General features: G+C 59.5%; 18 protein-coding genes and 1 tRNA gene. 13 read left to right on the plus strand and 6 right to left on the minus strand.

Annotated elements, in window-relative coordinates:
* Positions 1–23: 23 nt before the first annotated feature.
* The 8 genes from ACZ1G7_RS10615 to ACZ1G7_RS10650 all read left to right on the plus strand — a co-directional run bounded on the left by ACZ1G7_RS10615 (position 24) and on the right by ACZ1G7_RS10650 (position 9,021).
* On the plus strand, positions 24–944 hold the full coding sequence (locus ACZ1G7_RS10615) for a carbohydrate ABC transporter permease (protein WP_472659381.1): 921 nt from the start codon (positions 24–26) through the stop codon (positions 942–944).
* A 1-nt stretch (position 945) separates the two neighbouring features.
* Positions 946–1,791 carry a carbohydrate ABC transporter permease gene (locus ACZ1G7_RS10620; RefSeq protein WP_472659382.1) on the plus strand — a complete coding sequence of 282 codons (846 nt, stop codon included), beginning with the start codon at positions 946–948 and terminating at the stop codon, positions 1,789–1,791.
* 9 nt (positions 1,792–1,800) lie between these two features.
* Complete coding sequence (locus tag ACZ1G7_RS10625) at positions 1,801–3,900, plus strand: alpha-galactosidase (RefSeq protein WP_472659383.1); 2,100 nt, start codon at positions 1,801–1,803, stop codon at positions 3,898–3,900.
* A 97-nt stretch (positions 3,901–3,997) separates the two neighbouring features.
* The gene (locus tag ACZ1G7_RS10630; RefSeq protein WP_472659384.1) at positions 3,998–4,768 is read left to right on the plus strand and encodes an SDR family NAD(P)-dependent oxidoreductase; all 771 of its coding nucleotides are present in this window, start codon (positions 3,998–4,000) and stop codon (positions 4,766–4,768) included.
* Positions 4,768–5,673: a 2-dehydro-3-deoxygalactonokinase gene (locus tag ACZ1G7_RS10635; RefSeq protein ID WP_472659385.1), complete on the plus strand. Its 906-nt coding sequence runs from the start codon at positions 4,768–4,770 to the stop codon at positions 5,671–5,673. The genes ACZ1G7_RS10630 and ACZ1G7_RS10635 overlap by 1 nt, the downstream gene beginning before the upstream one ends.
* Positions 5,670–6,275 carry a 2-dehydro-3-deoxy-6-phosphogalactonate aldolase gene (locus tag ACZ1G7_RS10640; protein ID WP_472659386.1) on the plus strand — a complete coding sequence of 202 codons (606 nt, stop codon included), beginning with the start codon at positions 5,670–5,672 and terminating at the stop codon, positions 6,273–6,275. The genes ACZ1G7_RS10635 and ACZ1G7_RS10640 overlap by 4 nt, the downstream gene beginning before the upstream one ends.
* Positions 6,272–7,123 carry an SMP-30/gluconolactonase/LRE family protein gene (locus ACZ1G7_RS10645; protein WP_472659387.1) on the plus strand — a complete coding sequence of 284 codons (852 nt, stop codon included), beginning with the start codon at positions 6,272–6,274 and terminating at the stop codon, positions 7,121–7,123. The genes ACZ1G7_RS10640 and ACZ1G7_RS10645 overlap by 4 nt, the downstream gene beginning before the upstream one ends.
* Positions 7,120–9,021 (plus strand): beta-galactosidase, encoded by a 1,902-nt coding sequence (locus ACZ1G7_RS10650; RefSeq protein WP_472659388.1) that lies wholly within the window; start codon positions 7,120–7,122, stop codon positions 9,019–9,021. The genes ACZ1G7_RS10645 and ACZ1G7_RS10650 overlap by 4 nt, the downstream gene beginning before the upstream one ends.
* Before the next feature lie 64 nt (positions 9,022–9,085).
* On the opposite strand, the gene ACZ1G7_RS10655 is transcribed toward ACZ1G7_RS10650, so the two are convergent.
* A tRNA-Met gene (locus ACZ1G7_RS10655) sits at positions 9,086–9,162 on the minus strand.
* A 78-nt stretch (positions 9,163–9,240) separates the two neighbouring features.
* Between ACZ1G7_RS10655 and ACZ1G7_RS10660 the strand changes: the two genes are divergently transcribed.
* The 4 genes from ACZ1G7_RS10660 (at position 9,241) to ACZ1G7_RS10675 (ending at position 14,172) form a co-directional block, all read left to right on the plus strand.
* The gene (locus ACZ1G7_RS10660; protein WP_472659389.1) at positions 9,241–10,671 is read left to right on the plus strand and encodes an FAD-binding oxidoreductase; all 1,431 of its coding nucleotides are present in this window, start codon (positions 9,241–9,243) and stop codon (positions 10,669–10,671) included.
* A 51-nt stretch (positions 10,672–10,722) separates the two neighbouring features.
* The gene (locus ACZ1G7_RS10665) at positions 10,723–12,114 is read left to right on the plus strand and encodes a mechanosensitive ion channel domain-containing protein (RefSeq protein ID WP_472659390.1); all 1,392 of its coding nucleotides are present in this window, start codon (positions 10,723–10,725) and stop codon (positions 12,112–12,114) included.
* A 43-nt stretch (positions 12,115–12,157) separates the two neighbouring features.
* Complete coding sequence (locus tag ACZ1G7_RS10670) at positions 12,158–12,532, plus strand: hypothetical protein (protein WP_472659391.1); 375 nt, start codon at positions 12,158–12,160, stop codon at positions 12,530–12,532.
* A 302-nt stretch (positions 12,533–12,834) separates the two neighbouring features.
* Complete coding sequence (locus ACZ1G7_RS10675; protein WP_472659392.1) at positions 12,835–14,172, plus strand: D-alanyl-D-alanine carboxypeptidase family protein; 1,338 nt, start codon at positions 12,835–12,837, stop codon at positions 14,170–14,172.
* Here ACZ1G7_RS10675 and ACZ1G7_RS10680 read toward each other — a convergent pair whose 3' ends face one another.
* From ACZ1G7_RS10680 to ACZ1G7_RS10700, 5 genes are all read right to left on the minus strand, one after another.
* Positions 14,173–15,765, minus strand: a complete 1,593-nt coding sequence (locus ACZ1G7_RS10680; protein ID WP_472659393.1) for an ABC transporter ATP-binding protein — start codon at positions 15,763–15,765, stop codon at positions 14,173–14,175.
* Positions 15,762–16,868, minus strand: coding sequence for an ABC transporter permease (locus ACZ1G7_RS10685; RefSeq protein ID WP_472659394.1), 1,107 nt, complete (start codon positions 16,866–16,868; stop codon positions 15,762–15,764). The genes ACZ1G7_RS10680 and ACZ1G7_RS10685 overlap by 4 nt, the downstream gene beginning before the upstream one ends.
* Positions 16,865–17,956 (minus strand): microcin C ABC transporter permease YejB, encoded by a 1,092-nt coding sequence (locus ACZ1G7_RS10690; RefSeq protein WP_472659395.1) that lies wholly within the window; start codon positions 17,954–17,956, stop codon positions 16,865–16,867. The genes ACZ1G7_RS10685 and ACZ1G7_RS10690 overlap by 4 nt, the downstream gene beginning before the upstream one ends.
* A 15-nt stretch (positions 17,957–17,971) precedes the next feature.
* Positions 17,972–19,882: an extracellular solute-binding protein gene (locus ACZ1G7_RS10695; protein WP_472659396.1), complete on the minus strand. Its 1,911-nt coding sequence runs from the start codon at positions 19,880–19,882 to the stop codon at positions 17,972–17,974.
* 170 nt (positions 19,883–20,052) lie between these two features.
* On the minus strand, positions 20,053–20,577 hold the full coding sequence (locus ACZ1G7_RS10700; protein ID WP_472659397.1) for a c-type cytochrome: 525 nt from the start codon (positions 20,575–20,577) through the stop codon (positions 20,053–20,055).
* 132 nt (positions 20,578–20,709) lie between these two features.
* On the opposite strand from ACZ1G7_RS10700, the gene ACZ1G7_RS10705 reads away from it, so the two are divergent.
* Positions 20,710–21,543, plus strand: a complete 834-nt coding sequence (locus ACZ1G7_RS10705) for a prephenate dehydratase (protein WP_472659398.1) — start codon at positions 20,710–20,712, stop codon at positions 21,541–21,543.
* Positions 21,544–21,583: the final 40 nt, after the last annotated feature.

Genomic DNA, 21,583 nt, shown 5'->3' on the forward strand with positions numbered 1-21,583 from the left:
ACTAATCCGTGGGAGGATCCGTCATGGCAGACGCAACAGTCTCAACAGGGGCCAGCCAACGCGGCTGGTATAAACGCAACGAGATCGCGGTGACGCCTTGGCTGTTCCTGATCCCCGGCGTGATCTTCTTCATGGTCTACGTGATCATTCCGATTTTTCAGTCTTTCTATTATTCCACCTTGGCGTGGGACGGGCTGGGCGCGCCGGAATTCATCGGCATGGCCAACTATGCAGAGCTTTGGGATGATGATGCGTTCTACATATCGCTGCGCAACAACCTGATCTGGCTGGTGCTGTATCTGTTGGCGATCCCGGCGGGTCTGCTAATCGCGCTTTTGCTGAACCAAACCGTGTTTGGCATCCGGCTCTACAAGTCGCTGTTCTTCTTCCCGTTTGTGATCTCTCAGGTCGTTGTCGGCTTGGTGTTCACATGGTTCTATGACCCCACCTTCGGGCTGCTCAACATCGCGCTGGGCTGGATCGGTCTGGGGCCGATCAACGTCTTGGGCGATGATACTTACGTGACCTACGGCATCATCGCCGCCGGTCTGTGGCCGCAAACGGCTTACTGTATGATCCTGTATCTCACCGGCCTCAACGCCGTGGACCCCGAGCAGATCGAGGCCGCGCGCCTCGATGGCGCCAAACGCCTCAAGATGCTGTGGTACGTGGTTATCCCGCAATTGAAGCCTGCCACCTTCATCGCCTTCGTGGTGACAATCATCGGCGCGCTGCGGTCCTTCGATTTGATCTCCATCATGACCAATGGCGGCCCGTTCGGGGAAAGCCGGGTGCTCAGCTTCTACATGTTTGAGGTCGCGCTGTCGGAATACGGCTTCCGCATGGGCTATGGCGCCGCGATCGCGGTGGTGCTGTTCCTGATCATGCTGATCTTCATCACCTACTTCCTGTGGTCGATGTATAACGAAGAGAAGGGACGCTAAGATGTTTCCGACACCAATCGAAAAATCGACCCCCGGCGTCCAGATAGCTTACAAAACGCTGCTGCCGATCTCCCTTCTGGTCTGGCTGGCGCCGCTACTCGCGGTTGCACTCTTCTCGATCAAGCCCGATAGCGATTTCACTTCAGGCAATTACTGGGGGCTGCCATCCAGCTTTGAGGGCTTCACCAATTACGGGCTGGTCTTTGGCTCCGACATGCCGCGCTACATGCTGAATTCGGTGCTGATCACGGTGCCCACGGTAATCGGCTGTATCATCCTCAGCTCGATGACCGGCTTTGCGCTGGGCATCTACAAGTTCAAGGCCAATATCTGGGTCTTCTTCATGTTTGTGGCGGGCAACTTCGTGCCGTTCCAAATCCTGATGGTGCCGGTTCGCGACCTGACGCTGGACCTTGGGCTCTACAACACAATCCCCGGCCTCGTGCTGTTCCACATCGCGTTCCAAACCGGGTTCTGCACGCTGTTCATGCGCAACTTTATCCGCGCACTGCCCTTCGAGCTGGTCGAGGCCGCACGCGTCGAAGGCATCTCCGAATGGCGCATCTTCGTGTTCGTTATCATGCCGCTTATGAAACCGGCATTGGCGGCGCTTGCTGTCCTAATTTTCACCTTCATCTGGAACGATTACTTCTGGGCGGTGGTGTTGACGCAGGGTGTTGAATCACAACCTGTTACAGCGGGAATTACCTCTTTCAATGCGCAATTCCGTGCGGCATATCACTTGATGAGCGCGGGCTCGATCGTGGCAGCATTGCCACCCGTGGCCATGTTCTTCCTGATGCAAAAACACTTCATCGCGGGCCTGACCCTCGGTGCCGTTAAGTAAGAGACACGCATGATCGACGACACGTTCCAGGCCTGGCGCCTGGATGATAAACGGCAAACTTTGGTGCTTGCCGCGCGCAGGACGCGTTTGCCGGAGGTGGTCTATTGGGGACCGCCTCTGCCTACGGATGAAGACCTGGGCACGCTGTATCACGCCAATGCGTTGGACGTGACCGGCGGCATGTTGGACGAAAACCCTGACCTGTCGCTGCTGCCGGAGGCATCGCGCACCTTCCCGGGCCAGCCGGGCCTCATTGTCCGCTCGAAAAACGGCACGCCGCTGCTGCCGAAGTTCTGTTTCGAGGGCGCGGAAGAAACCGATGACAGCCTTACCCTGCACTATAAGGACGCCGATTGCGGGCTGCGCTACACCGCGATTTTTGAGACCAACCCAGACACACGGGTGATCACCGCCAAGGCGATGCTGGATGCGGATGATCCTGTGCATCTGCATTGGCTATCCGCGCCCGTTATTCCGGGCCCGCAACTGTCAGATGAGATGATCGATGTCGCGGGCCGCTGGACGGGCGAATTCCAACTCAACCGCACCGCTTGGTCGCCGGGCATGCGCTACCGTGAAAACCGCACGGGCCGCACGGGCCACGAACATTTCCCGGGGCTGATCGTGCCGTGCCGCGGGGCCACCAACACGCAAGGGCATGCCTACGCGTTTCATTACGGCTGGTCCGGCGGTCACAAGATGATCGCGGAGGAGCTGCCAGATGGCCGCCGCCAAATCCAGTTCGGCCATGCCGCGCGGATGGAGGTCAACGCAGCCACACATTTTGAAACCGCGACGCTCTATATCACCTTCTCCGACGATGGTTTGAACGGCTGCGCCGTGGCCTTTCAGCGCCACCTGCGCGACCGCATCGTCACGCCTGCCAACGACAAGCCGCGCCCGGTGCATTACAATTGCTGGGAAGCGGTCTATTTCGACCACAAGCTCGACATTTTGCAAGATATCGCGACCCGCGCCGCCAAACTTGGGGCCGAGCGGTTTGTTCTTGATGACGGCTGGTTCGGGCAGCGCGACGACGACACGACGTCGCTGTCTGATTGGCAGGTTGACCCGCGAAAATATCCCGACGGGCTGGGACCGCTGATTGATCACGTTCACAAGGAAGGCATGAGCTTCGGCATCTGGTTTGAGCCCGAGATGATCAACGAAGACAGCGACCTGCACCGCGCCAACCCAAGCTGGGCCTTGGGCGCGGAGGATCAGGTGCTGGGCCGTCAGCAAAAGGCGCTCAATATGGGCCTGCCGGATGTGCGCGATTTCGTCTATGAGCGGATGGCCGCGATCCTGTCGGAATATGAGATCGAATACATCAAATGGGACCACAATCGCGTGCTGCCCGCGCCTGATGCGGACCAGACCCGCGGCTCTTATGCGCTGCTTGACCGGTTGCGCGCCGATTTTCCGCATGTCGAGATTGAAAGCTGCGCCAGCGGCGGCGGTCGCATTGATTTCGGCATTCTGAAACGCACCCAACGTGTGTGGTTGTCGGACAGCAATGACGCGCTTGAGCGGTTGAAGATGCAACATAACGCGGCGCTTTTCCTGCCGCTGTCCGTTACCGGCTCGCATGTCGGGCCGCGCCAATGCCATACCTCGGGACGGATCCTCGATATCTCCTTCCGTGCGTGGGTTGCAGCACAGCGCCATATGGGGTTTGAGATGGACCCGCGCGAACTGAACGCGCATGAAGAAGCCGTGCTCAGCGAAGTCACCAGTTGGTGGAAATACAATCGCGACTGGATGACAGGCGCCGATATCTTGCTGCTCGACAGCGCCGATCCCGCTGTCATCGCCGAACAGCAATCAGCGCGCGACGGGTCGCGCTTTGTCGTTTTTGCGGGCAAGGCGGAAACCTCCAGCCAGATCGCGCCACGACCCTTGCGCCTGACTCGGCTCGACCCCGATGCGCATTACCGCGTCAATCTGGTAAACCGCAACAACATGGCCCCACCGACGCTGTCGCGCGCCAATCCAATCCTGAAGGAAAAGGCGATTGAGGTGTCGGGCACCTGGCTGATGACCAATGGCATCACGCTGCCATGGTCCTTCCCGGAAACCATGTGGGTGGTTGAGGGCGAAAAGCTGTGATCCGCGCGACGTTAACAATTTTGCGTTGCGACGCGGCTGTCACTACAGAGTGTGTACGGGTTGTGTACGCAATGTGTACGTCAGAAAAGAGGTTAACATGACCGAGATTGCTACATTCCACGACTTGAAAGACGCGTCTGTGTTTATCACCGGCGGCGGCTCCGGCATCGGCGCGTCCCTGACGGATGGCTTCATGGCGCAAGGCGCGCAGGTGGCCTTCATTGGCCGCTCAGACGCGACTGAATTTGTGGCTGAGATGGAGAAGAAGCACGGCCGTAAGCCCTTGTTTATCAAGGGAGATATCACTGACACCGACGCGCTAACCGCCGCGATTGATCAATCGGCTGAGGCCCATGGCCCGATCACCTGCCTCGTGAACAACGCCGCCAATGACAAGCGCCACACCACGGCGGAGGTCGACAGCGACTTCTTCGACTGGATGATGGCCGTCAATCTCAAGGCCTATTTCTTCGCCTGCCAAGCCATTGTTCCACATATGAAAAAAGCCGGTTTCGGCTCGATCATCAACTTTTCATCCATCAGCTACATGATGGGCAACGCAGGCTATCCGCTCTATACGACGGCCAATTCCGGCATCAACGGCATGACGCGTTCACTGGCCCGCGAATTTGGCCCCGACAAGATCCGCGTCAACGCATTGGCCCCAGGCTGGGTGCTGACGCAAAAGCAAAAGGACCTTTGGGTCACGGAAGACGGGCTCGCCGCACATCTGGAACGCCAATGCCTGAAAGACACGCTGGACCCCGATGACATGATCAACGGCGTGCTGTTTCTGGCCTCCAAGACCTCCAAGATGATGACCGGGCAAGCCATGGTCATCGATGGCGGCGTGGTCGTAACGGGTTGATGTCAGGCGAAAAATCATATGCCGACTGGATCGCGGTCGACTGGGGCACCTCCAACCTGCGCGCATGGGCGATGTCGGCTGACGGCAGCATCAAGGACAAAAAATCCTGCGATAAAGGCATGTCCGGACTCTCACAATCGGAGTTCGAACCGACCCTGATTTCACTGATTGAGCCTTGGCTCGGCACGGACGCTGTGCCCGTCATTGCTTGCGGCATGGTCGGATCGCGCCAAGGCTGGGCGGAGGCACCTTACCGCACAGTGCCGACAACACCACTTGGCGCGCTCAGCTCTGTGCCCACCGGCAATAGCCGCATTTCCATGCATATACTGCCCGGGCTCAAACAAGACACGTCCCCAAACGTCATGCGCGGCGAAGAAACTCAGATCGCGGGCTTTCTGGCCGAGCAACCAGATTTCGATGGCGTGATTTGTATGCCGGGCACGCATACAAAATGGGTCCATATTTCTGCAAAGGAAATCGTATCTTTTCAAACCGTTATGACGGGAGAGTTGTTTGCTTTGCTGTCGGATCATTCGGTTCTGCGCCACTCCGTCAGCGGCAAGGACATCGATCACGACGCGTTTCGCGAAACGGTGTCCCAGACCATGTCCCGGCCCGAAAGCCTCGCCGCGAAACTGTTTGAAATCCGCGCCTCGCATCTGTTGGAGGGCACGAATAGTGCAACCTCCCGCGCCCGTTTGTCAGGGCTGCTGATCGGCGCAGAACTGGCCGCCACTAAGCCCTATTGGCTGGGCCAGAACATCGCCCTTGTCGGCCACCCGTCGCTGAACGCGCTCTATGCCGACGCGCTGTCGGTGCAGGGGCTTGTGGCCGCACAACACACAGGCGACGAGATGACCCTGAAAGGCCTCGCCGCCGCATATAAGGAATTGATCGCATGAGCCGTAACCTGATCGCCATTTTGCGCGGCATCACCCCGTCCGAGGCCGTTCCGGTCTGCGGCGCGCTGATCGACGCAGGCTTCGACAAGATCGAGGTGCCGTTGAATTCCCCTGACCCGTTGGACAGCATCAGGGCGATGGTAAAAGCCTTTGGCGACAAGGCCTTAATCGGGGCGGGTACCGTGTTGAGCGTGCAGGACGTGACCGCCGTGGCAGGTGTCGGCGGACGCCTGATCGTGTCACCGAATGCCGACGCGGAGGTAATCGCCGCCACCAAAGCGGCCGGGCTGGAAAGCTGGCCCGGCGTGCTGACGCCGACCGAATGTTTTGCCGCTTTGAAAGCCGGGGCCAGCGGTTTGAAGGTGTTCCCGGGTTTTGCGATGGGCATTGACGGGCTGAAAGCAGTGCGCGCCGTTTTACCGCCAGAGACGCAGGTTTATATGGTTGGCGGCGCGGGCCCGGACGGGTTTGCGGAGTGGAAGCAAGCTGGCGCCAGCGGGTTCGGCATCGGCTCAGCGCTGTACAAACCGGGCCGCACGCCGGACGAGATCACCCCCATCGCGCGGGAGATGGTCGCGGCCTATGACGCCGCCTACGGATGAGCGCGCAGGTCCATGACGCCCGGCCCTGCAAGCTGGGCGAAGGCCCGCTTTGGCATCCGCTACGCGCACAGCTTTTCTGGTTCGATATTCTTGGCAAGCAGCTGCATTGCGACAGCGGTGACAGCTGGGGGTTTGAGCATCATGTCTCCGCCGCCGGGTGGGTGGATCGCAGCACGTTGCTGATCGCCAGCGAAGTGGCGCTATTCACCTATGACCTTGAAAGCAAAACACAAACGCATTTGTGCGACCTAGAGGCCGACGACGCCAAGACCCGCAGCAATGATGGGCGTGCGGACCCATGGGGTGGGTTCTGGATCGGCACGATGGGCAAAATGGCGGAACCTGCAGCGGGCGCGATCTACCGCTACTACCGGGGCGAGCTGCGCCGCCTGTTTGCACCGCTCACCATCACCAACGCCATTGCATTCGCGCCAGACAAAAGCTGTGCCTATTGGGCCGACACCGCCGCGAAGAAGGTGTTTCGGGTGCCTTTGGATGACACAGGCTGGCCCGCCGCCGCACCCAGCTTGTTTCTGGATCTGTCGATTGAACAGCTGAACCCAGACGGCGCGGTTGTGGCCGCCGATGGCAGTTATCTGAACGCGCAATGGGGCGCATCGCGCGTCGCGCGCTATTCGGCGGAAGGCAAGTTGATCGAAGCCTTCGCCTTCCCCGCCTCGCAGATCAGTTGCCCGGCCTTCGGTGGCCCCGATATGTCGACGCTGTTTGCGACATCCGCCCGCCAAGGCATGACGTCGGATCAACTGGCGGCTGAGCCGCTTGCGGGCCAGACATTTTCCATTGAAACGGGCGTCATCGGTCTTCCCGAATATCAGGTGATCCTATGAAACGCGGCCTCGGCGTTTGCTACTACCCCGAACATTGGCCTGAAGAGATCTGGCCGCAAGACGCCGCCGACATGGTCGCAGCCGGGCTCAGCTGGGTGCGGATTGGCGAATTTGCCTGGTCGCGGATGGAACCCGCGCCCGGTGATCTGCAACTCGACTGGCTCGACCGCGCGATTGACGTGTTGGGCGCGGCGGGCCTGAAAGTGATCCTTGGGACGCCAACCGCCACGCCACCCCGGTGGATGGCCGACAAGCATCCCGATATGTTTGCTGTTGATGCGCAGGGCAATCCGCGCGGGTTTGGCTCACGCCGCCATTACTGCTTCAGCCATGAAGGTTACCGCGCGGAAAGTCGGCGGATCACGGAAATCTTGGCCAAACGCTACGGCGCAAACGCCCATGTCGCGGCGTGGCAAACCGACAATGAATATGGCTGCCATGACACGGTCATCAGCTACTCTGACGCCGCGCGCGGCGCGTTTCAGGACTGGCTGGCGCAGAAGTATCAAAGCACCGACGCGCTGAACCGCGCCTGGGGCAACATCTTCTGGTCCATGGACTATGACACGTTCGACCAAATTGGATTGCCCAACCTGACCGTGACCGAGCCGAACCCAAGCCACGATCTGGCCTTTCGGCGGTTCAGCTCCGATCAGGTCGTTAACTTCAACCGCGAGCAATGCGAGATCCTCAAGCGCCATTCCAAGGCGCCGATCATCCACAATTTCATGGGCCGCATCGTCGAATTCGACCATTTCGAGATGGGCGCCGATCTGGATATCGCCTCGTGGGACAGCTACCCGCTGGGCTTTCTTGAGGACCGTCTCGAAGACACGGACGCCCATAAACGCGCCTACGCCCAGCAGGGCGATCCGGATTTTCAGGCCTTCCACCATGATCTGTACCGCGCGACCTGTCAGGGGCGCTGGTGGGTGATGGAACAGCAACCGGGGCCCGTGAACTGGGCCCCCGTGAACCCCGCGCCCCTGCCCGGCATGGCCCGCCTTTGGGCGTGGGAGGCCTTTGCCCATGGGGCCGAGGCGGTGTTGTATTTCCGCTGGCGGCAGGCCCCGTTTGCGCAGGAACAAATGCATGCGGGGCTGTTGCGCCCGGACCGCGCGCCTGCGCCTGCATTGGCCGAAGCCGCGCAGGTGGCACAGGAAATGGCGTTAATGCCGGAGGTCGGCACCGCCACAGCGCAGGTCGGGCTCGTCTTTGATTACCCCTCAGCATGGGGTTGGGACGTGCAGCCGCAAGGCACCGGGTTTGACTATTTCCGGCTGGTGTTTGAGACCTATCGCGGGTTGCGCAAGCTAGGGTTGGACGTCGATATCGTGCCGTCAAACGCCACCGATCTGTCTGCCTACGGGCTTGTGCTAGCGCCCGGGCTGCTCAGCATGTCTGACCCGTTGAAAGCAGCTTTTGCGGCTTACAAGGGCGTGGCCGTCATCGGCCCGCGCAGCAATTCCAAAACGCCTGAGCTGAGCATTCCCGACCCGTTGCCGCCAAACCTGCCCGGGCTGGATCTGACCATCACCCGGTCAGAAACCTTCCGCGCCGATATGGATCGGCCTTTGAAAGACGGCGGTGCAATCCGACACTGGCTGGATCACGTTGTGACACCAGAGCCCGTGCGCGAGGCCACGCAGAACGGCGACCCCGTGCTGATCGGCCAAGGCCCGATGCGCTATCTGACCGCCTGGCTGGACGAGACCGCATTGGCGCGCATCCTGTCGGACCTGTGCACCGAGGCCGGTATCGCCACCCACCCGGTCAGCGACGGGCTGCGCCTGCGCCGCACCGAAGATCACGTGTTCGCGTTCAACTACGGGCTGAAGCCCGCCAATTTCAACGGGCAGACCATCCCGCCCGCTGGCGTCTACTGGACAGACCGCTAACCGGGCCTGCATGCAATGCGCACAAAAACAAGAAACCCGCGCGCCTTTCGGCACACGGGTTTTTTGGTGGCGTTAGGTGGACTTGAACCACCGACCTAACGATTATGAGTCGTTCGCTCTAACCAACTGAGCTATAACGCCAATGGGCGGGGGATATGAAAAGCGCGCGGCAGGGTCAAGCGAGAATCGACCAGCAGCGCGCAAGGCGGGGACAAATCAATGCAGGTGACTGTTTCAACAAATTTGATCGAGGCCTGCACGGCTATTGTCGGGCCGGATCATGTGCTGACCGGCGCGGATGCCGCCCCCTATGGTCAGGATTGGACGGGGAAATATGTCTCGCACCCGCTCTGCGTGGTGCGCCCGGCTAACACGGGTGAGGTCAGCGCCGTCGTCAAGGCTTGCGCCGCCGCGAACACCCCAATTGTGCCGGTGTCGGGCAACACAGGGCTGACCGGCGGGACGATGGCGGAAGGCGCGGTGATGATCTCTCTCGCCCGGATGAATGCCATCCGCGACATCCGCCCTGACGCGCGCACCGCCATAGTCGAGGCAGGCGCGATCCTGTCAAACATCCACGACGCCGTCGACGCGCATGATCTGGTCTTCCCGCTGACCTTCGGCGCGCGCGGCTCGGCCATGATCGGCGGGGCGCTGTCGACCAATGCCGGCGGCTCCAACGTCCTGCGCTACGGCAATACGCGGGAGCTGTGTCTGGGCCTTGAGGTGGTGCTGCCCGACGGGCGCGTCATGGATGTCATGAGCGCGCTGCGCAAAGACAATTCCGGCTATAACCTCAGCCAGCTGATGATCGGGGCGGAAGGCACGTTGGGCCTGATCACCGCCGCTGTGTTGAAGCTTAGCCCCAAGCCGCGCGCCTATGCGACGGCGATGGTGGCCTGCCCTGATTTGGCGGCCGCGTTGCGTCTGCTCAACGCGTTGCAGCAGGCCACGGGTGGCGCGGTTGAGGCGTTCGAATACATGCCGCGCTACTATATGGAACGGCATATGGCGCATATCCCGGGTGCCCGCGCGCCGTTTGATGACAACTACGACGTCAACATTCTGGTGGATATCGGCGCCACGGCCCCGCGCGATGCGACCCCTGGCCCCGATGGCAGCGTGCCCATCACGACCTATCTTGAAACGGTGCTTGGCGACATGTTGGACAGCGGCGAGGTGCTGGACGCCGTCGTGGCGACGTCGGAGGCGCAGCGCCGCGCGATGTGGGAACGGCGCGAACAGGCGGCCGAAATCACTCTGACCACCCCAAATCTGGTCGACACGGATGTGGCCGTCCCGCTTGATCAAGTCGCGGAGTTTTTGGAACGTATCAGCCCGCAGATACAAGCGCTTGATGCTGGTGCGAAAGAGTTGGGGATTGCGCATCTGGGCGACGGCAACCTGCATTACACAGTCTACCCCAGCCGCGATGATGCCGATTTGCGCGACGCCATGCGCAAAGCCGTGGACGATACTGTCAGCGCGCTTGGCGGCAGTTTCTCGGCGGAACATGGGATCGGGTTGACCAAGCTGCCCTCCATGACGCGCAACAAGGATGCTGTCGCGCTTGATGCGATGCGGGCAATCAAGGCCGCGCTGGACCCGCAGAATATTATGAACCCGGGCAAGGTTGTCCCGCAGCCATAAGCGCATTTTTCGGCTGGCATCAGGGGCAAAGCTCGCTCTAGGCTGGCACACATGTTGATCCGTATTCTCTTTGCCCTCGCCCTGCTAAGCACGCCCGCGCTTGCGCAGCAACAGACATCGCCCACGACAGAGGTTGAGGCCGAAGTCACTGCGCCGACTGGCTCCGTCGCAGTAACGCCGGTTGCGCGCGATGAGGAAATCGAGACGCGCATCCTGAAAATCCTGCGCACCACCGGCTGGTTCACCGCCCCGCGGGTAGAGGCCACGGATGGGATCGTCTTCCTTGATGGTGAAACCGACAGCGACGAAAACAAGGCCTGGGCGCGCGATCTGGCGGCGAACACGCAAGATGTGGTCGCCGTGGTGAACCGCATCAGCGTCGTGCAGGAAGCCAACTGGACCTTCGCCCCCGCCCTGCGCGAGGTGCGGGAGGTCGTAATCCGCGCGACAACATCTTTGCCGCTGGTGATCCTTGCCATTGTGATCCTGCCCGTCGCGTGGTGGTTGTCAGCGCGCGTTGCGCATTTGCTGCGCCGTTGGCTCTTGGGCGGCATGGAATCGCCCTTGCTGCGCGACATCGTCTCCCGCCTGCTGGCGCTGCCGATCTTCCTGATCGGGCTCTATGTTGTGCTGCAGGTGGCGGGGCTGACCAAGATCGCTTTCTCGCTTCTTGGCGGGGCCGGGGTGTTGGGGATCGTAGTGGGTTTTGCCTTCCGCGACATTGCGGAGAATTTTCTGGCCTCGCTGCTGCTCAGCATCCGCCGCCCCTTCCGCGCCGGCGATTTTATCGAAGTGTCTGGCAATCTGGGCTCCGTCCAGTCGATGAACACGCGTTCCACCGTGCTCTTGTCGGTGGAGGGCAACCATATCCAGATCCCCAATGCGACGATCTTCAAAAGCACGATCATCAACTATTCGGCCTCCCCCATCCGGCGCGAGACGATTGATGTGGGTGTGGGTTATGACGCCTCCATCGCGCGGGTGCAGGAAATTGTGATGGACATGTTGGAAACCCATGAAGCCGTCACCGATGAGCCGCATCCAATGATCCTTGTCGACAGCCTCGGGGCCTCAACGGTCAATATGAAAGCCTATTTCTGGATCGACGCGCGCAATTTCTCGGTCCTGAAGGTCAAATCGGCGATCCTGCGGCAGGTCAAACGCGTGCTGACGGAGGAAGGCATTTCCATGCCGGACGACGCCCGCGAAGTGATCTTCCCGCAAGGCGTGCCCATCGTGCAATTGGGTGGCGTGGCCGAAGCGAAGGCCAAAGCGCTCGCCGACCGCGACATCGCCGAAAGCACGCAGGACGCCGCAATTGACGAGCCAAGCGTCTCACACGCGGAGGCCGATTTGGCCAATGAACAAGATGAGGTTGAAATCGCCGCCGCCACCAACGCCATCCCAGAAAACGACACCGACCTTCTGGGGGAGAAAAGCTAGAATTTCCCACCCAAATTTAACCGAGACCGTGTAGGATAGCCGTATGACCCGTTTTGCCCCCATATTATTGATCTGCGCGCTCGGCGCCTGCGCCACGCCCGAAAAGCTGTGTATTCAAGACGCGACCAAAGACCTGAAAATTGTTCAGAACCTGATCGCCAAGACCGAAGCAAACCTCGCGCGCGGCTATGCCGTCGAAACCCGTGAACGCAATGTCGTCTTCACAGATTTCTGCATCGGCAGTGGCGGGCGCAATGTCGGCGTGTCTTTCTGCAACCGCTCCGAACCCGTGGTTGATCGCACGCCCGTCGCCATCGACGTGGCGTCCGAGCGGCGCAAATTGCGGGAACTGAAGCGTCGCGAAGCGCGCCTTCTGGAAGGGATTCCAGCCGCATTGGCACGCTGCGAAAAGGCGTAGGCCAGCGATATTGCGAAATTGCCCGATTTATGACCAACCGGTTAAGTTTGGGCAGATGTAGTGGACACGCGCTGACACGCCACAACATCTGCAATTTAGGCTGCAAAACTTTCTGCAAAACCATTGAAACTAAACTGTTTTCTGAAACGCCCCTCTGTGGTAACCTCCGAGCAATCGCCGAATAACGGCAAAAACAAAGGGGCCACGCAACGACGTGCCCCGAGGCAGAAACGGGTAGTCGCGTGTATTTTTCACGACGTTTGGAATGGGTCCGCATGGGCCTATGTGTTTTAGCGTTTGCGATGTTCGCAAGCCCCAGTGGCGCCGCGCCCTACGCGGCTTTGGTAATGGATGCGCGAACCGGCAAAGTGCTGCATGCGCGCAACGCTGATACGCGGCTACATCCCGCATCGCTGACCAAAATGATGACGCTCTACGTGGCGTTTGAGGCGATCCGCAAAGGCGAGATCACCCTCGACACCAAGGTCAAAATTTCGCGCAAGGCGGCAGCGGAACAACCGTCCAAACTTGGGCTCAAGGCCGGGCAGCGCATCGCGCTGCGCTACTTGATCCGTGCCGCAGCGGTGAAATCCGCCAATGACGCAGCCACGGCGATAGGTGAGGCGATTTCCGGGTCGGAGGCTGCCTTTGCCCGCCGCATGACCCGCACCGCCAAGGCGTTGGGCATGACCAAAACGACCTTCAAAAACGCCCACGGCCTGACCGAGAAAGGCCATCTGTCCACCGCGCGCGACATGTCCATCCTGGGCCGCCACGTGCTGTATGACTACCCGCAATATTACAACCTGTTCTCGCGCAAAACGACCCATGCGGGCGTGAAACAGGTCAACAACACCAACCGGCGTTTCCTGGGCAATTACCGCGGTGCGGACGGCATCAAGACCGGCTACACCCGCGCGGCAGGGTTCAATCTGGTCGCCTCCGCCGAACGCGGCAGCGAGCGGATCATCGCAACCATGTTCGGTGGCAGCTCAACAGCCGCACGCAACGCCCGCGTGGCCGAATTGCTGGACATGGGCTTCAAACGCGCACCATCGCGCGTCGCCCTGCGCAAACCGAAACTGCCCGCCTATCAGGGCAACGCGGCAAAGCCCAAAGTGATCAAGGTGAAGCCGACCATCACCGCTGTCCTGAAAAGCCGCAAACCCACAATGCGCCCCGAAAAAGCCCCGTCGGCTGAGATGCTGATGGCCCTGGTGCAGGACGTGGACAAGAACGTTCAATCCTCCCGTGAGGAGGTGCAAGTCGCGCGCGCCACAGCGACCCCGCTGGTCACACCGATCAAACGGCCTGAAGGCATTGCCGCCAAAATCTTGCCGACGATTGTGCCCAAAAAACCAGCAGAGCCGCGCGTGATCACCCGCGCGACCACCTCTGGCGGGCGGCATTGGTCGATCACTCTGGGCTATCACAACACGCGCCATGACGCCGAAAAACTGCTTCTGCAAACCGCGTTGCAAGAGATTGAAACGCTGGACGAAGCGCTGCGCAAAGTCGCCAACAAGCCGAAAGGCTGGGAAGCGAATTTCGTAGGCCTGTCGGCGGATCGGGCCCAGCTCGCCTGCGCAAGACTGTCAGCGCGCGGCGTCCAATGCGAGGCGCGCGGCCCAGCAGGCTAGTTAGTGCGTGTGATCCAAGGCCGCCGCCAGCAATTGCTGCGTGTATTCGGTCTGCGGGTTTGAGAACACGTCTTCCGCCAGCCCGGTTTCCACCACGTCGCCCTGCTTCATCACCATCACCTTGTGGCTCAGCGCACGCACGACTTTCAGATCGTGGCTGATGAACAGGTAGGCCAGCTGGTATTTGCGTTGCAGCTCCCGCAGCAGGTCCACGATTTGCACCTGCACGGTCATGTCCAACGCCGATGTCGGCTCGTCCAGCACCACCAGTTTGGGGCGCAAAATCATCGCCCGCGCAATCGCGATTCGTTGGCGTTGCCCGCCAGAAAATTCATGCGGGTAGCGGTGCATCATGTCCGGGTCGAGGCCGACTTCTTCCATAATCTCGGCCACCATGTCGCGCGGGTCCCGGCCCGGCTCGGTGCCATGCACGCTGAGCCCTTCGGCGATGATCTGTTCCACCGTCATGCGCGGGCTGAGCGAGCCATAGGGGTCCTGAAACACGATCTGCATATCGGCGCGCAGCGGGCGCAGATCGCGCGACTTTAGCCCCTGAATATCACGGTCCTGAAAGATGATCGGACCCTGGCTCGAAATCAGCCGCATCACAGCCAAAGCCAGCGTCGTTTTGCCCGACCCGCTTTCGCCAACGATGCCCAGCGTCTCGCCCGCGCGCACGCTGATGCTGGCCGCGTTCACCGCTTTGACATGGCCCACGGTGCGTTTCATCAGTCCGCGTTCAATCGGGAACCAGATGCGCAGGTCTACCGTGCTGACCATTTCCGCCGCTTCGGACGGCACCGGGGTCGGCTCGCCCGTCGCCTCTGCCTCCAACAAAATCTTGGTGTAGGGATGCTTTGGCGTGTCGAAAATCTCAGTCGTCGTCCCATGTTCGACGATCTCGCCATGCTGCATCACATAGACCCGGTCCGCGATCTTGCGCACGACGCCAAGGTCATGGGTGATGAACAACATCCCCATATCTTGTTCGTTTTTCAGATCGGCCAGCAGTTCTAGAATTTGCGCTTGAATGGTGACGTCCAACGCCGTCGTCGGCTCATCCGCGATCAGCAGCTCGGGCCCGTTGGCAAGCGCCATGGCGATCATCACCCGCTGCCGTTGCCCACCGGACAGCTGATGCGGGTAGGATGACAGGCGCTCGGCTGGTTGCGGGATGCCGACCTTTTCCAGCAGCTCAATCACCCGGTCGCGCGCAGGCGTGCCGCTCAGGCCTTGGTGCAATGTCAAGCTTTCGGTGATCTGCTTTTCCAGCGTGTGCAGCGGGTTCAGGGAGGTCATCGGCTCTTGGAAAATGAAACTCACATCATTCCCGCGCACGCCCATCAGCTCCCGCTCCGACGCATTGGACAGGTCGCGCCCGTCATAGCTGATCTGGCCTGACACGCGCGCGCTATCCGCCAAAAGCCGCACTGTTGACAGCGCAGAGACGGACTTGCCTGAGCCGCTTTCGCCGACCAGCGCGACAGTCTCGCCCTTGTCGACATGGAAGCTGACACCTTTGACGGCCTCGGTCACGGTTCCGTCCTGGCTGAAGGCCACTTTCAGGTCTTTGACGTCCAGCAAGCGGCTCATTGAAAGGTCTTTCTGGGGTCAAACGCGTCGCGCACGCCTTCAAAGATGAAGACCAGCAGCGACAGCATGATCGCGAAGGTGAAAAATGCGGTGAAGGCCAGCCACGGCGCTTGCAGGTTTTGTTTGGCCTGTAGTGTCAGCTCCCCCAGCGACGGGGCCGATGACGGCAGCCCAAAGCCCAAAAAGTCCAGCGTCGCAAGCGCGCCAATGGTGCCGGTTACGATGAAGGGCAGGATCGTCAGCGTCGCAACCATCGCGTTGGGCAGCATGTGGCGGAACATGATCGTGGTGTTCGACACGCCCAAAGCCCGCGCCGCGCGCACATATTCAAAGTTGCGCGCCCGCAGGAATTCTGCGCGCACCACGCCCACCAAAGCAGGCCAGCCAAACAGGATCGACAGAAAGACCAGCAGCCAGAAGCTGCGGCCCAGAATGGCGAACATGATGATGATGACATAGAGGCTGGGGGTGGAGGCCCAAATCTCCAAAATGCGCTGAAAGATCAGGTCGGTGCGCCCGCCGAAAAACCCCTGCACCGCGCCTGCGATCACCCCGATGATCGACGAGGCCACCGTGACCATAAGCGTGAACAAGATCGACAGCCGGAAGCCATAAATCACCCGGGCCAGCACGTCGCGTGAAGCATTGTCAGTACCCAGCCAGTTCATCGCGTCGGGCGGCCCCGGAGCTGTGCCCGGCTTGTCGACGATAGTGTTGTATTTGAACGGGATCAGCGGCCAGATCAGCCAGCCCTTCTGGATCTCCTCCCCCGCGATCACCCCGTCGGCGGCGTCCTCGATGAACTGCTCGGGGGCGTCGAAACAATCGATCAAGCCGCCCGTGATGATCAGGCATTGCACCTCAACATCACGGTACACCGCCTCTGCCCGGAAATCGCCGCCGAAGGCTGTCTCGGGGTAAAATGTGTTGAACGGCGTGAAATATTCGCCCTGATACTTCACCAAAATAGGCTTCTCATTCGCGATCAGCTCGGCAAAGAGCGACAGGATGAACAGGGTCGAGAAGACGATCAGCGACCAAAACGCCCGCTTGTTGCGCTTGAAGTTCGACCAGCGGCGTTGGTTGAGCGGCGACAACCTCATGTCTCGCGGCTTTCAAAGTCGATGCGCGGGTCCACGAACACATACATCAGGTCCGACAGGATCCCCACGACCAGCCCGATCAGCCCGAAGAAATAGAGCGTGCCGAACACAATCGGGTAGTCCCGCGCGACCGCCGCCTCAAAGGTCAACCGCCCCAACCCGTCCAGCGAGAACACCGTCTCAATGATCAGGGAGCCCGAGACGAACACCCCCAAAAACACCGCCGGGAAGCCCGAGATGATGATCAGCATCGCGTTGCGGAACACGTGGCCATAAAGAACCTGACGTTCCGACAGACCCTTAGCCTTGGCGGTGATCACATATTGCTTGGAGATTTCGTCCAGAAAGCTGTTCTTGGTCAAAAGCGTCATCGTGGCGAAGCCCGAAATCGTCACCGCTGTCACCGGCAGGATGATGTGCCACAGATAGTCCAGCACCTTGCCCACAAGGCTCAGCTGCTCCCAATTGTCCGAGGTCAGGCCCCGCAGCGGGAAGATCTGGTAAAACGACCCGCCCGCAAACAGCACCAGCAGCAGGATCGCGAACAAAAACCCCGGGATCGCGTAGGCCACGATGATCAGCCCGGAGGTCCAGGTATCAAACCGCGACCCGTCGCGGATCGCCTTGCGGATACCCAAGGGGATCGAGACCAGATAGGTGATCAGCGTCGACCAAAGCCCCAGCGTGATCGACACGGGCAGCTTGTCGGCCACCAGCGACAACACGCCCTCGGACCGGAAATAGCTCTCCCCGAAGTCGAACCGCAGGTAGTTCCACATCATGATGAAAAAGCGCTGCAAGGGCGGCTTGTCGAAGCCAAACTCGCGTTCCAACTCTTCAATAAACTCCGGCGGCAGACCCTGCGCACCTTCATATTTCGAGCCCACGGTTTCGCTTTGCAAATCCTGTTGCGCCGCGCCGCCGTTGATGCCAACAAAAGCGTCGGTCTGGCCGCCATCTTCAATATTGGCAAGGATCTGCTCTACGGGTCCGCCCGGCACGAATTGGGTCAGGGTGAAATTGACGATCATGATCCCGATCAGAGTGGGGATGACCAGCAGTAACCTGCGAAGAATATAGGCGCCCAAGGTGCTGTTCCCCGCTTAGCGCAGGACGCCCTTGTCGCGCAGTGCCTGCGCCTTGTCTTCGTCATACCACCAGAAATCGTAGAGCCCTACGGCCAAAGGCGGCAGCTCATCGGGGCGATCGTAGATGTCGTAGTAGGCCAGCCAATGCTCCTTCTTATACCACTGAGGAACCGCGAAACGCAGTGACAGAAGTACCCGATCTAGCGCATGGACAGCCGTCTGCATCTCCTCAAGAGTGCTCGCCTCGATCACATATGGAATTATTTTGTCAACGGCCTCAGAACGCAGACGCATCGCGTTTCGGGAACTATCGTCTGCGGTCTTGGAACCAAACCATTGGTACAACCCGATTGACGGCTCAAAAGGCATTTGGATGCCTTGGTTCATCATGTCAAATCGGCCATTTCTACGACGTTCGACGTATTGAGCGCGATCAATCCTGTCGAGCGTCGCGTCTATCCCCAGTAGTTTCAGGTTTTCAATGAACGGGTTTACGACACGGTCGTAAAATGGGTTGAACTGCATAACTTCAAGTTCAAGCAATTCACCATCTTTCCGTCTCTTTCCATCGTCCCCGACTTCCCATCCAGCGTCCTCCAACAATCTTGACGCCTTTCGCAAAATGGCGCGAGACGGCTTCGCTCGCGCGGCGTCTTGGACGACCTGTTTAGTTACTTCATCACTCAAGATATTCTCTGGCAATAGACCTTCTTCGACCAGAGGTGTCAGAATCTCCAGTTCTCCGGCGCTGGGCGTTCCCGATGAAGCCAGTTCTGTGTTGGGCCAGTAGGAGTCTGGACGCTCATAAAGCCCATAAAACAATGCTTCGTTAGACCATTCAAAGTTAAACATCAGCCCAACAGCTTCGCGTACGCGTATGTCGCTCCACTTAGGGTTGTCGGTATTAAAAATGAACGAAAGCGCACTGCCAACAGTCCGATCACTCGGGGTGTCTAGTTTTACGCTACCATCTTGAACATGTGCAAAGTTATAACCTGTGGCCCATTCCTTGGGGTCGGTTTCAGCACGGAATGTGTAGGCCCCAGTTTTGAAAGCTTCAAAAGCGGCCGTGCGGTCTGCAAAGTATTCCGTTCGCACGCGATCGAAGTTATTTCTACCTATGTTGAATGGGATGCCCTCACCCCAGTAGTCTTCGTTGCGGACGTAAATTACTTGGCGGTTGGGATCAAAACTTTCCAAAACATATGGGCCGGTGCTCATAAAGGGCGCTTTGCTGGCTTTATCAAGCCGCGCCCCTGTTTCTTCAAACCAAGCCTTAGAGAAGATCGGCGTTCCACCCGCAAAGCCAATTCGATCTCGAAATGAAGCTTCGGGTTGAAAGTAGAAGGTAATGCGATATGGGTTTTCTACTTCAACGCGGTCAATAAAGCCCTCGACGATACGCCGATATTCCGAAATGCCCTGTTCGAGGAAAAGGTTGAAACTGAATTCCACATCGGCCGAGGTCATCGGCCTTCCATCTGCAAATGTAACGTCATCACGCAAGTTAAATGTCACAAAGGCAAGATCTTCCGGATACTCCATTGTCGTGCACAAGAAGCAATAGACGCCATATGGATCATCCGCAGTTGACGTTAACAACGCCTCACTCCCCAGATCGGTAAGAGCTGCCTTGTTTCCATCCCGCGAGTAAGGATTGAAACTATCAAAAGTCCCGAAAGACCACGTAGAAATCTCACCGCCCTTGGGCGCGTCCGGGTTGACGTAATCCAGCCGTTCAAAATCGGCAGGGTACTTGACCTCACCGAAGTTCGAATAGGCATGGCTGATCTTTACGTCCTGCGCCTGTACGTGCGTCGCCGCAAACGCCAAAGCTCCTGACAGCGCCAGACCTGACCACCATATGACCCTTTCACCTACGGGCGTATTGGTGGCGGCAAGGGCACGGGTTTTGGCGTGTGTCATTGTGGCGGTCTCCTACGAGGCTCTGTTCTTGGTAAACGAGTTAACTCAGAAAAAGTCCGATTCACACAACAATCAAGCGCCGATTGCGCGAACGTGAGCAAATTTGTGGGTGCCAAAAGTAAAGGCCGCCCTAACAAGGCGGCCTCAAAAGGTCGAAATTGGCAACGGCTTTAGCCGCCGATACCTTGCAAATAGGCGATCAGGTTGGCGCGGTCGCTGATCTTCTTCAGACCACTGAACGCCATTTTGGTGCCCGGTGCCCAACCTTTGGGGTTTTCCAGGAACGCGTTGAGGTTTTCCTCAGACCAGGCCTCTTCGCTGCTGGCCAGCACTTCGGAATAGCCAAAGCCGTCAACCACACCGATGTCGCGCCCGACGATGCTATACAGGTGCGGGCCGGTGCCATTCGCGCCATCTTCCAGCTTGTGGCAGGCTTTGCATTTGTTGAACACGCCCTCGCCTTTGCTGGCGTCGGCCTCAGCCATGACGGCCATGAAGTCGATCTCTGGTTCTGCTTCAGCAACCTCGTCGCCACCTTCAACTTCGATCAGGTAGCCCTGCGCGTGATCCTCGCCGTCACCATGCCCGCCAGAGCCATGGTAAATCAGCTCCGCGCCCCAGCCGCCCAGCATGTACAGCAAAAGCGCGCCGCAACCTGCGCCCAGAATTTTGGTGGATGTCATTGTGTCGAACATGGCTCGTCTTACCTTGGCTACCTGCGCAACTGTCCCATGCGCCTAGATTCTGGCGGTATGTAGCGGGTTCCCCTGCCCTTTATCAAGGTGTAGAAGGCGCGACGAAACGACCAATTTTCTGAAAGTGAGCAAATGGCTCCGAAAATCGCATTCCAGGGCGAGCTTGGCGCCTATAGCCACGAGGCCTGCGCCGCCGCTCGCCCGGACCATGACCCGCTGCCCTGCGCCACGTTTGAGGATGTGATCGCCGCGGTGCGCGACAATCGCGCCGAACTGGCCATGTTGCCGGTTGAAAACACCACCTATGGCCGCGTCGCCGACATGCACCGGCTGCTGCCGCAATCGGGCCTGCACATCGTCGATGAGGCCTTCGTGCGGGTGCGCATCGCGATGATGGCGCTGCCGGGCACAACACTCGATCAGGTCAAGGTCGCGCGCGGGCATCTGGTGATCCTGCCGCAATGCCGCAGCTTTCTGGACGCCCACAACATCCGCCCGGAGGCGCATGCCGACAACGCCGGCGCCGCCGCCGAGATTGCGCAAAGGCAGGAAAAAGGTGTCGCCGCCCTCGCCTCCAAGCTGGCCGCCGACACTTATGGGCTGGAAATCCTCGCCACCGATATTGAGGATCAGGACACCAACACCACCCGCTTTCTGGTGATGTCGCGCCAGGCCGATATGGCGCGGCGCGGCGACACGCATATGCTCACCAGCTTCGTTTTCCGCGTCCGCAACATCCCGGCCGCGCTGTATAAGGCTATGGGCGGCTTCGCCACCAATGGCGTCAACATGACCAAGCTCGAAAGCTACATGGTCGATGGTGAATTCACCGCGACGCAGTTCTATTCCGACATTGCCGGCCACCCCGACGACCCGGAGGTGCAGCGCGCGATGGAGGAGCTCAGCTACTTCACGTCAGAGCTGAAAATCCTCGGCACCTACCCCGCCGCCTTCACCCGCGATTGATCCGGTAGGGCGCGCGCCACCTTTCATTGTTTCAAAAATA

It is taken from the genome of Litoreibacter sp. JB4-2 (genome assembly GCF_055693445.1).

Coding starts and splice junctions, on each gene's coding strand:
- ACZ1G7_RS10615 (WP_472659381.1), top strand. CDS start 24: ATGGCAGACGCAACAGTCTCAACAGGGGCCAGCCAACGCGGCTGGTAT.
- ACZ1G7_RS10620 (WP_472659382.1), top strand. CDS start 946: ATGTTTCCGACACCAATCGAAAAATCGACCCCCGGCGTCCAGATAGCT.
- ACZ1G7_RS10625 (WP_472659383.1), top strand. CDS start 1,801: ATGATCGACGACACGTTCCAGGCCTGGCGCCTGGATGATAAACGGCAA.
- ACZ1G7_RS10630 (WP_472659384.1), top strand. CDS start 3,998: ATGACCGAGATTGCTACATTCCACGACTTGAAAGACGCGTCTGTGTTT.
- ACZ1G7_RS10635 (WP_472659385.1), top strand. CDS start 4,768: ATGTCAGGCGAAAAATCATATGCCGACTGGATCGCGGTCGACTGGGGC.
- ACZ1G7_RS10640 (WP_472659386.1), top strand. CDS start 5,670: ATGAGCCGTAACCTGATCGCCATTTTGCGCGGCATCACCCCGTCCGAG.
- ACZ1G7_RS10645 (WP_472659387.1), top strand. CDS start 6,272: ATGAGCGCGCAGGTCCATGACGCCCGGCCCTGCAAGCTGGGCGAAGGC.
- ACZ1G7_RS10650 (WP_472659388.1), top strand. CDS start 7,120: ATGAAACGCGGCCTCGGCGTTTGCTACTACCCCGAACATTGGCCTGAA.
- ACZ1G7_RS10660 (WP_472659389.1), top strand. CDS start 9,241: ATGCAGGTGACTGTTTCAACAAATTTGATCGAGGCCTGCACGGCTATT.
- ACZ1G7_RS10665 (WP_472659390.1), top strand. CDS start 10,723: ATGTTGATCCGTATTCTCTTTGCCCTCGCCCTGCTAAGCACGCCCGCG.
- ACZ1G7_RS10670 (WP_472659391.1), top strand. CDS start 12,158: ATGACCCGTTTTGCCCCCATATTATTGATCTGCGCGCTCGGCGCCTGC.
- ACZ1G7_RS10675 (WP_472659392.1), top strand. CDS start 12,835: ATGTTCGCAAGCCCCAGTGGCGCCGCGCCCTACGCGGCTTTGGTAATG.
- ACZ1G7_RS10680 (WP_472659393.1), bottom strand. CDS start 15,765: ATGAGCCGCTTGCTGGACGTCAAAGACCTGAAAGTGGCCTTCAGCCAG.
- ACZ1G7_RS10685 (WP_472659394.1), bottom strand. CDS start 16,868: ATGAGGTTGTCGCCGCTCAACCAACGCCGCTGGTCGAACTTCAAGCGC.
- ACZ1G7_RS10695 (WP_472659396.1), bottom strand. CDS start 19,882: ATGACACACGCCAAAACCCGTGCCCTTGCCGCCACCAATACGCCCGTA.
- ACZ1G7_RS10700 (WP_472659397.1), bottom strand. CDS start 20,577: ATGTTCGACACAATGACATCCACCAAAATTCTGGGCGCAGGTTGCGGC.
- ACZ1G7_RS10705 (WP_472659398.1), top strand. CDS start 20,710: ATGGCTCCGAAAATCGCATTCCAGGGCGAGCTTGGCGCCTATAGCCAC.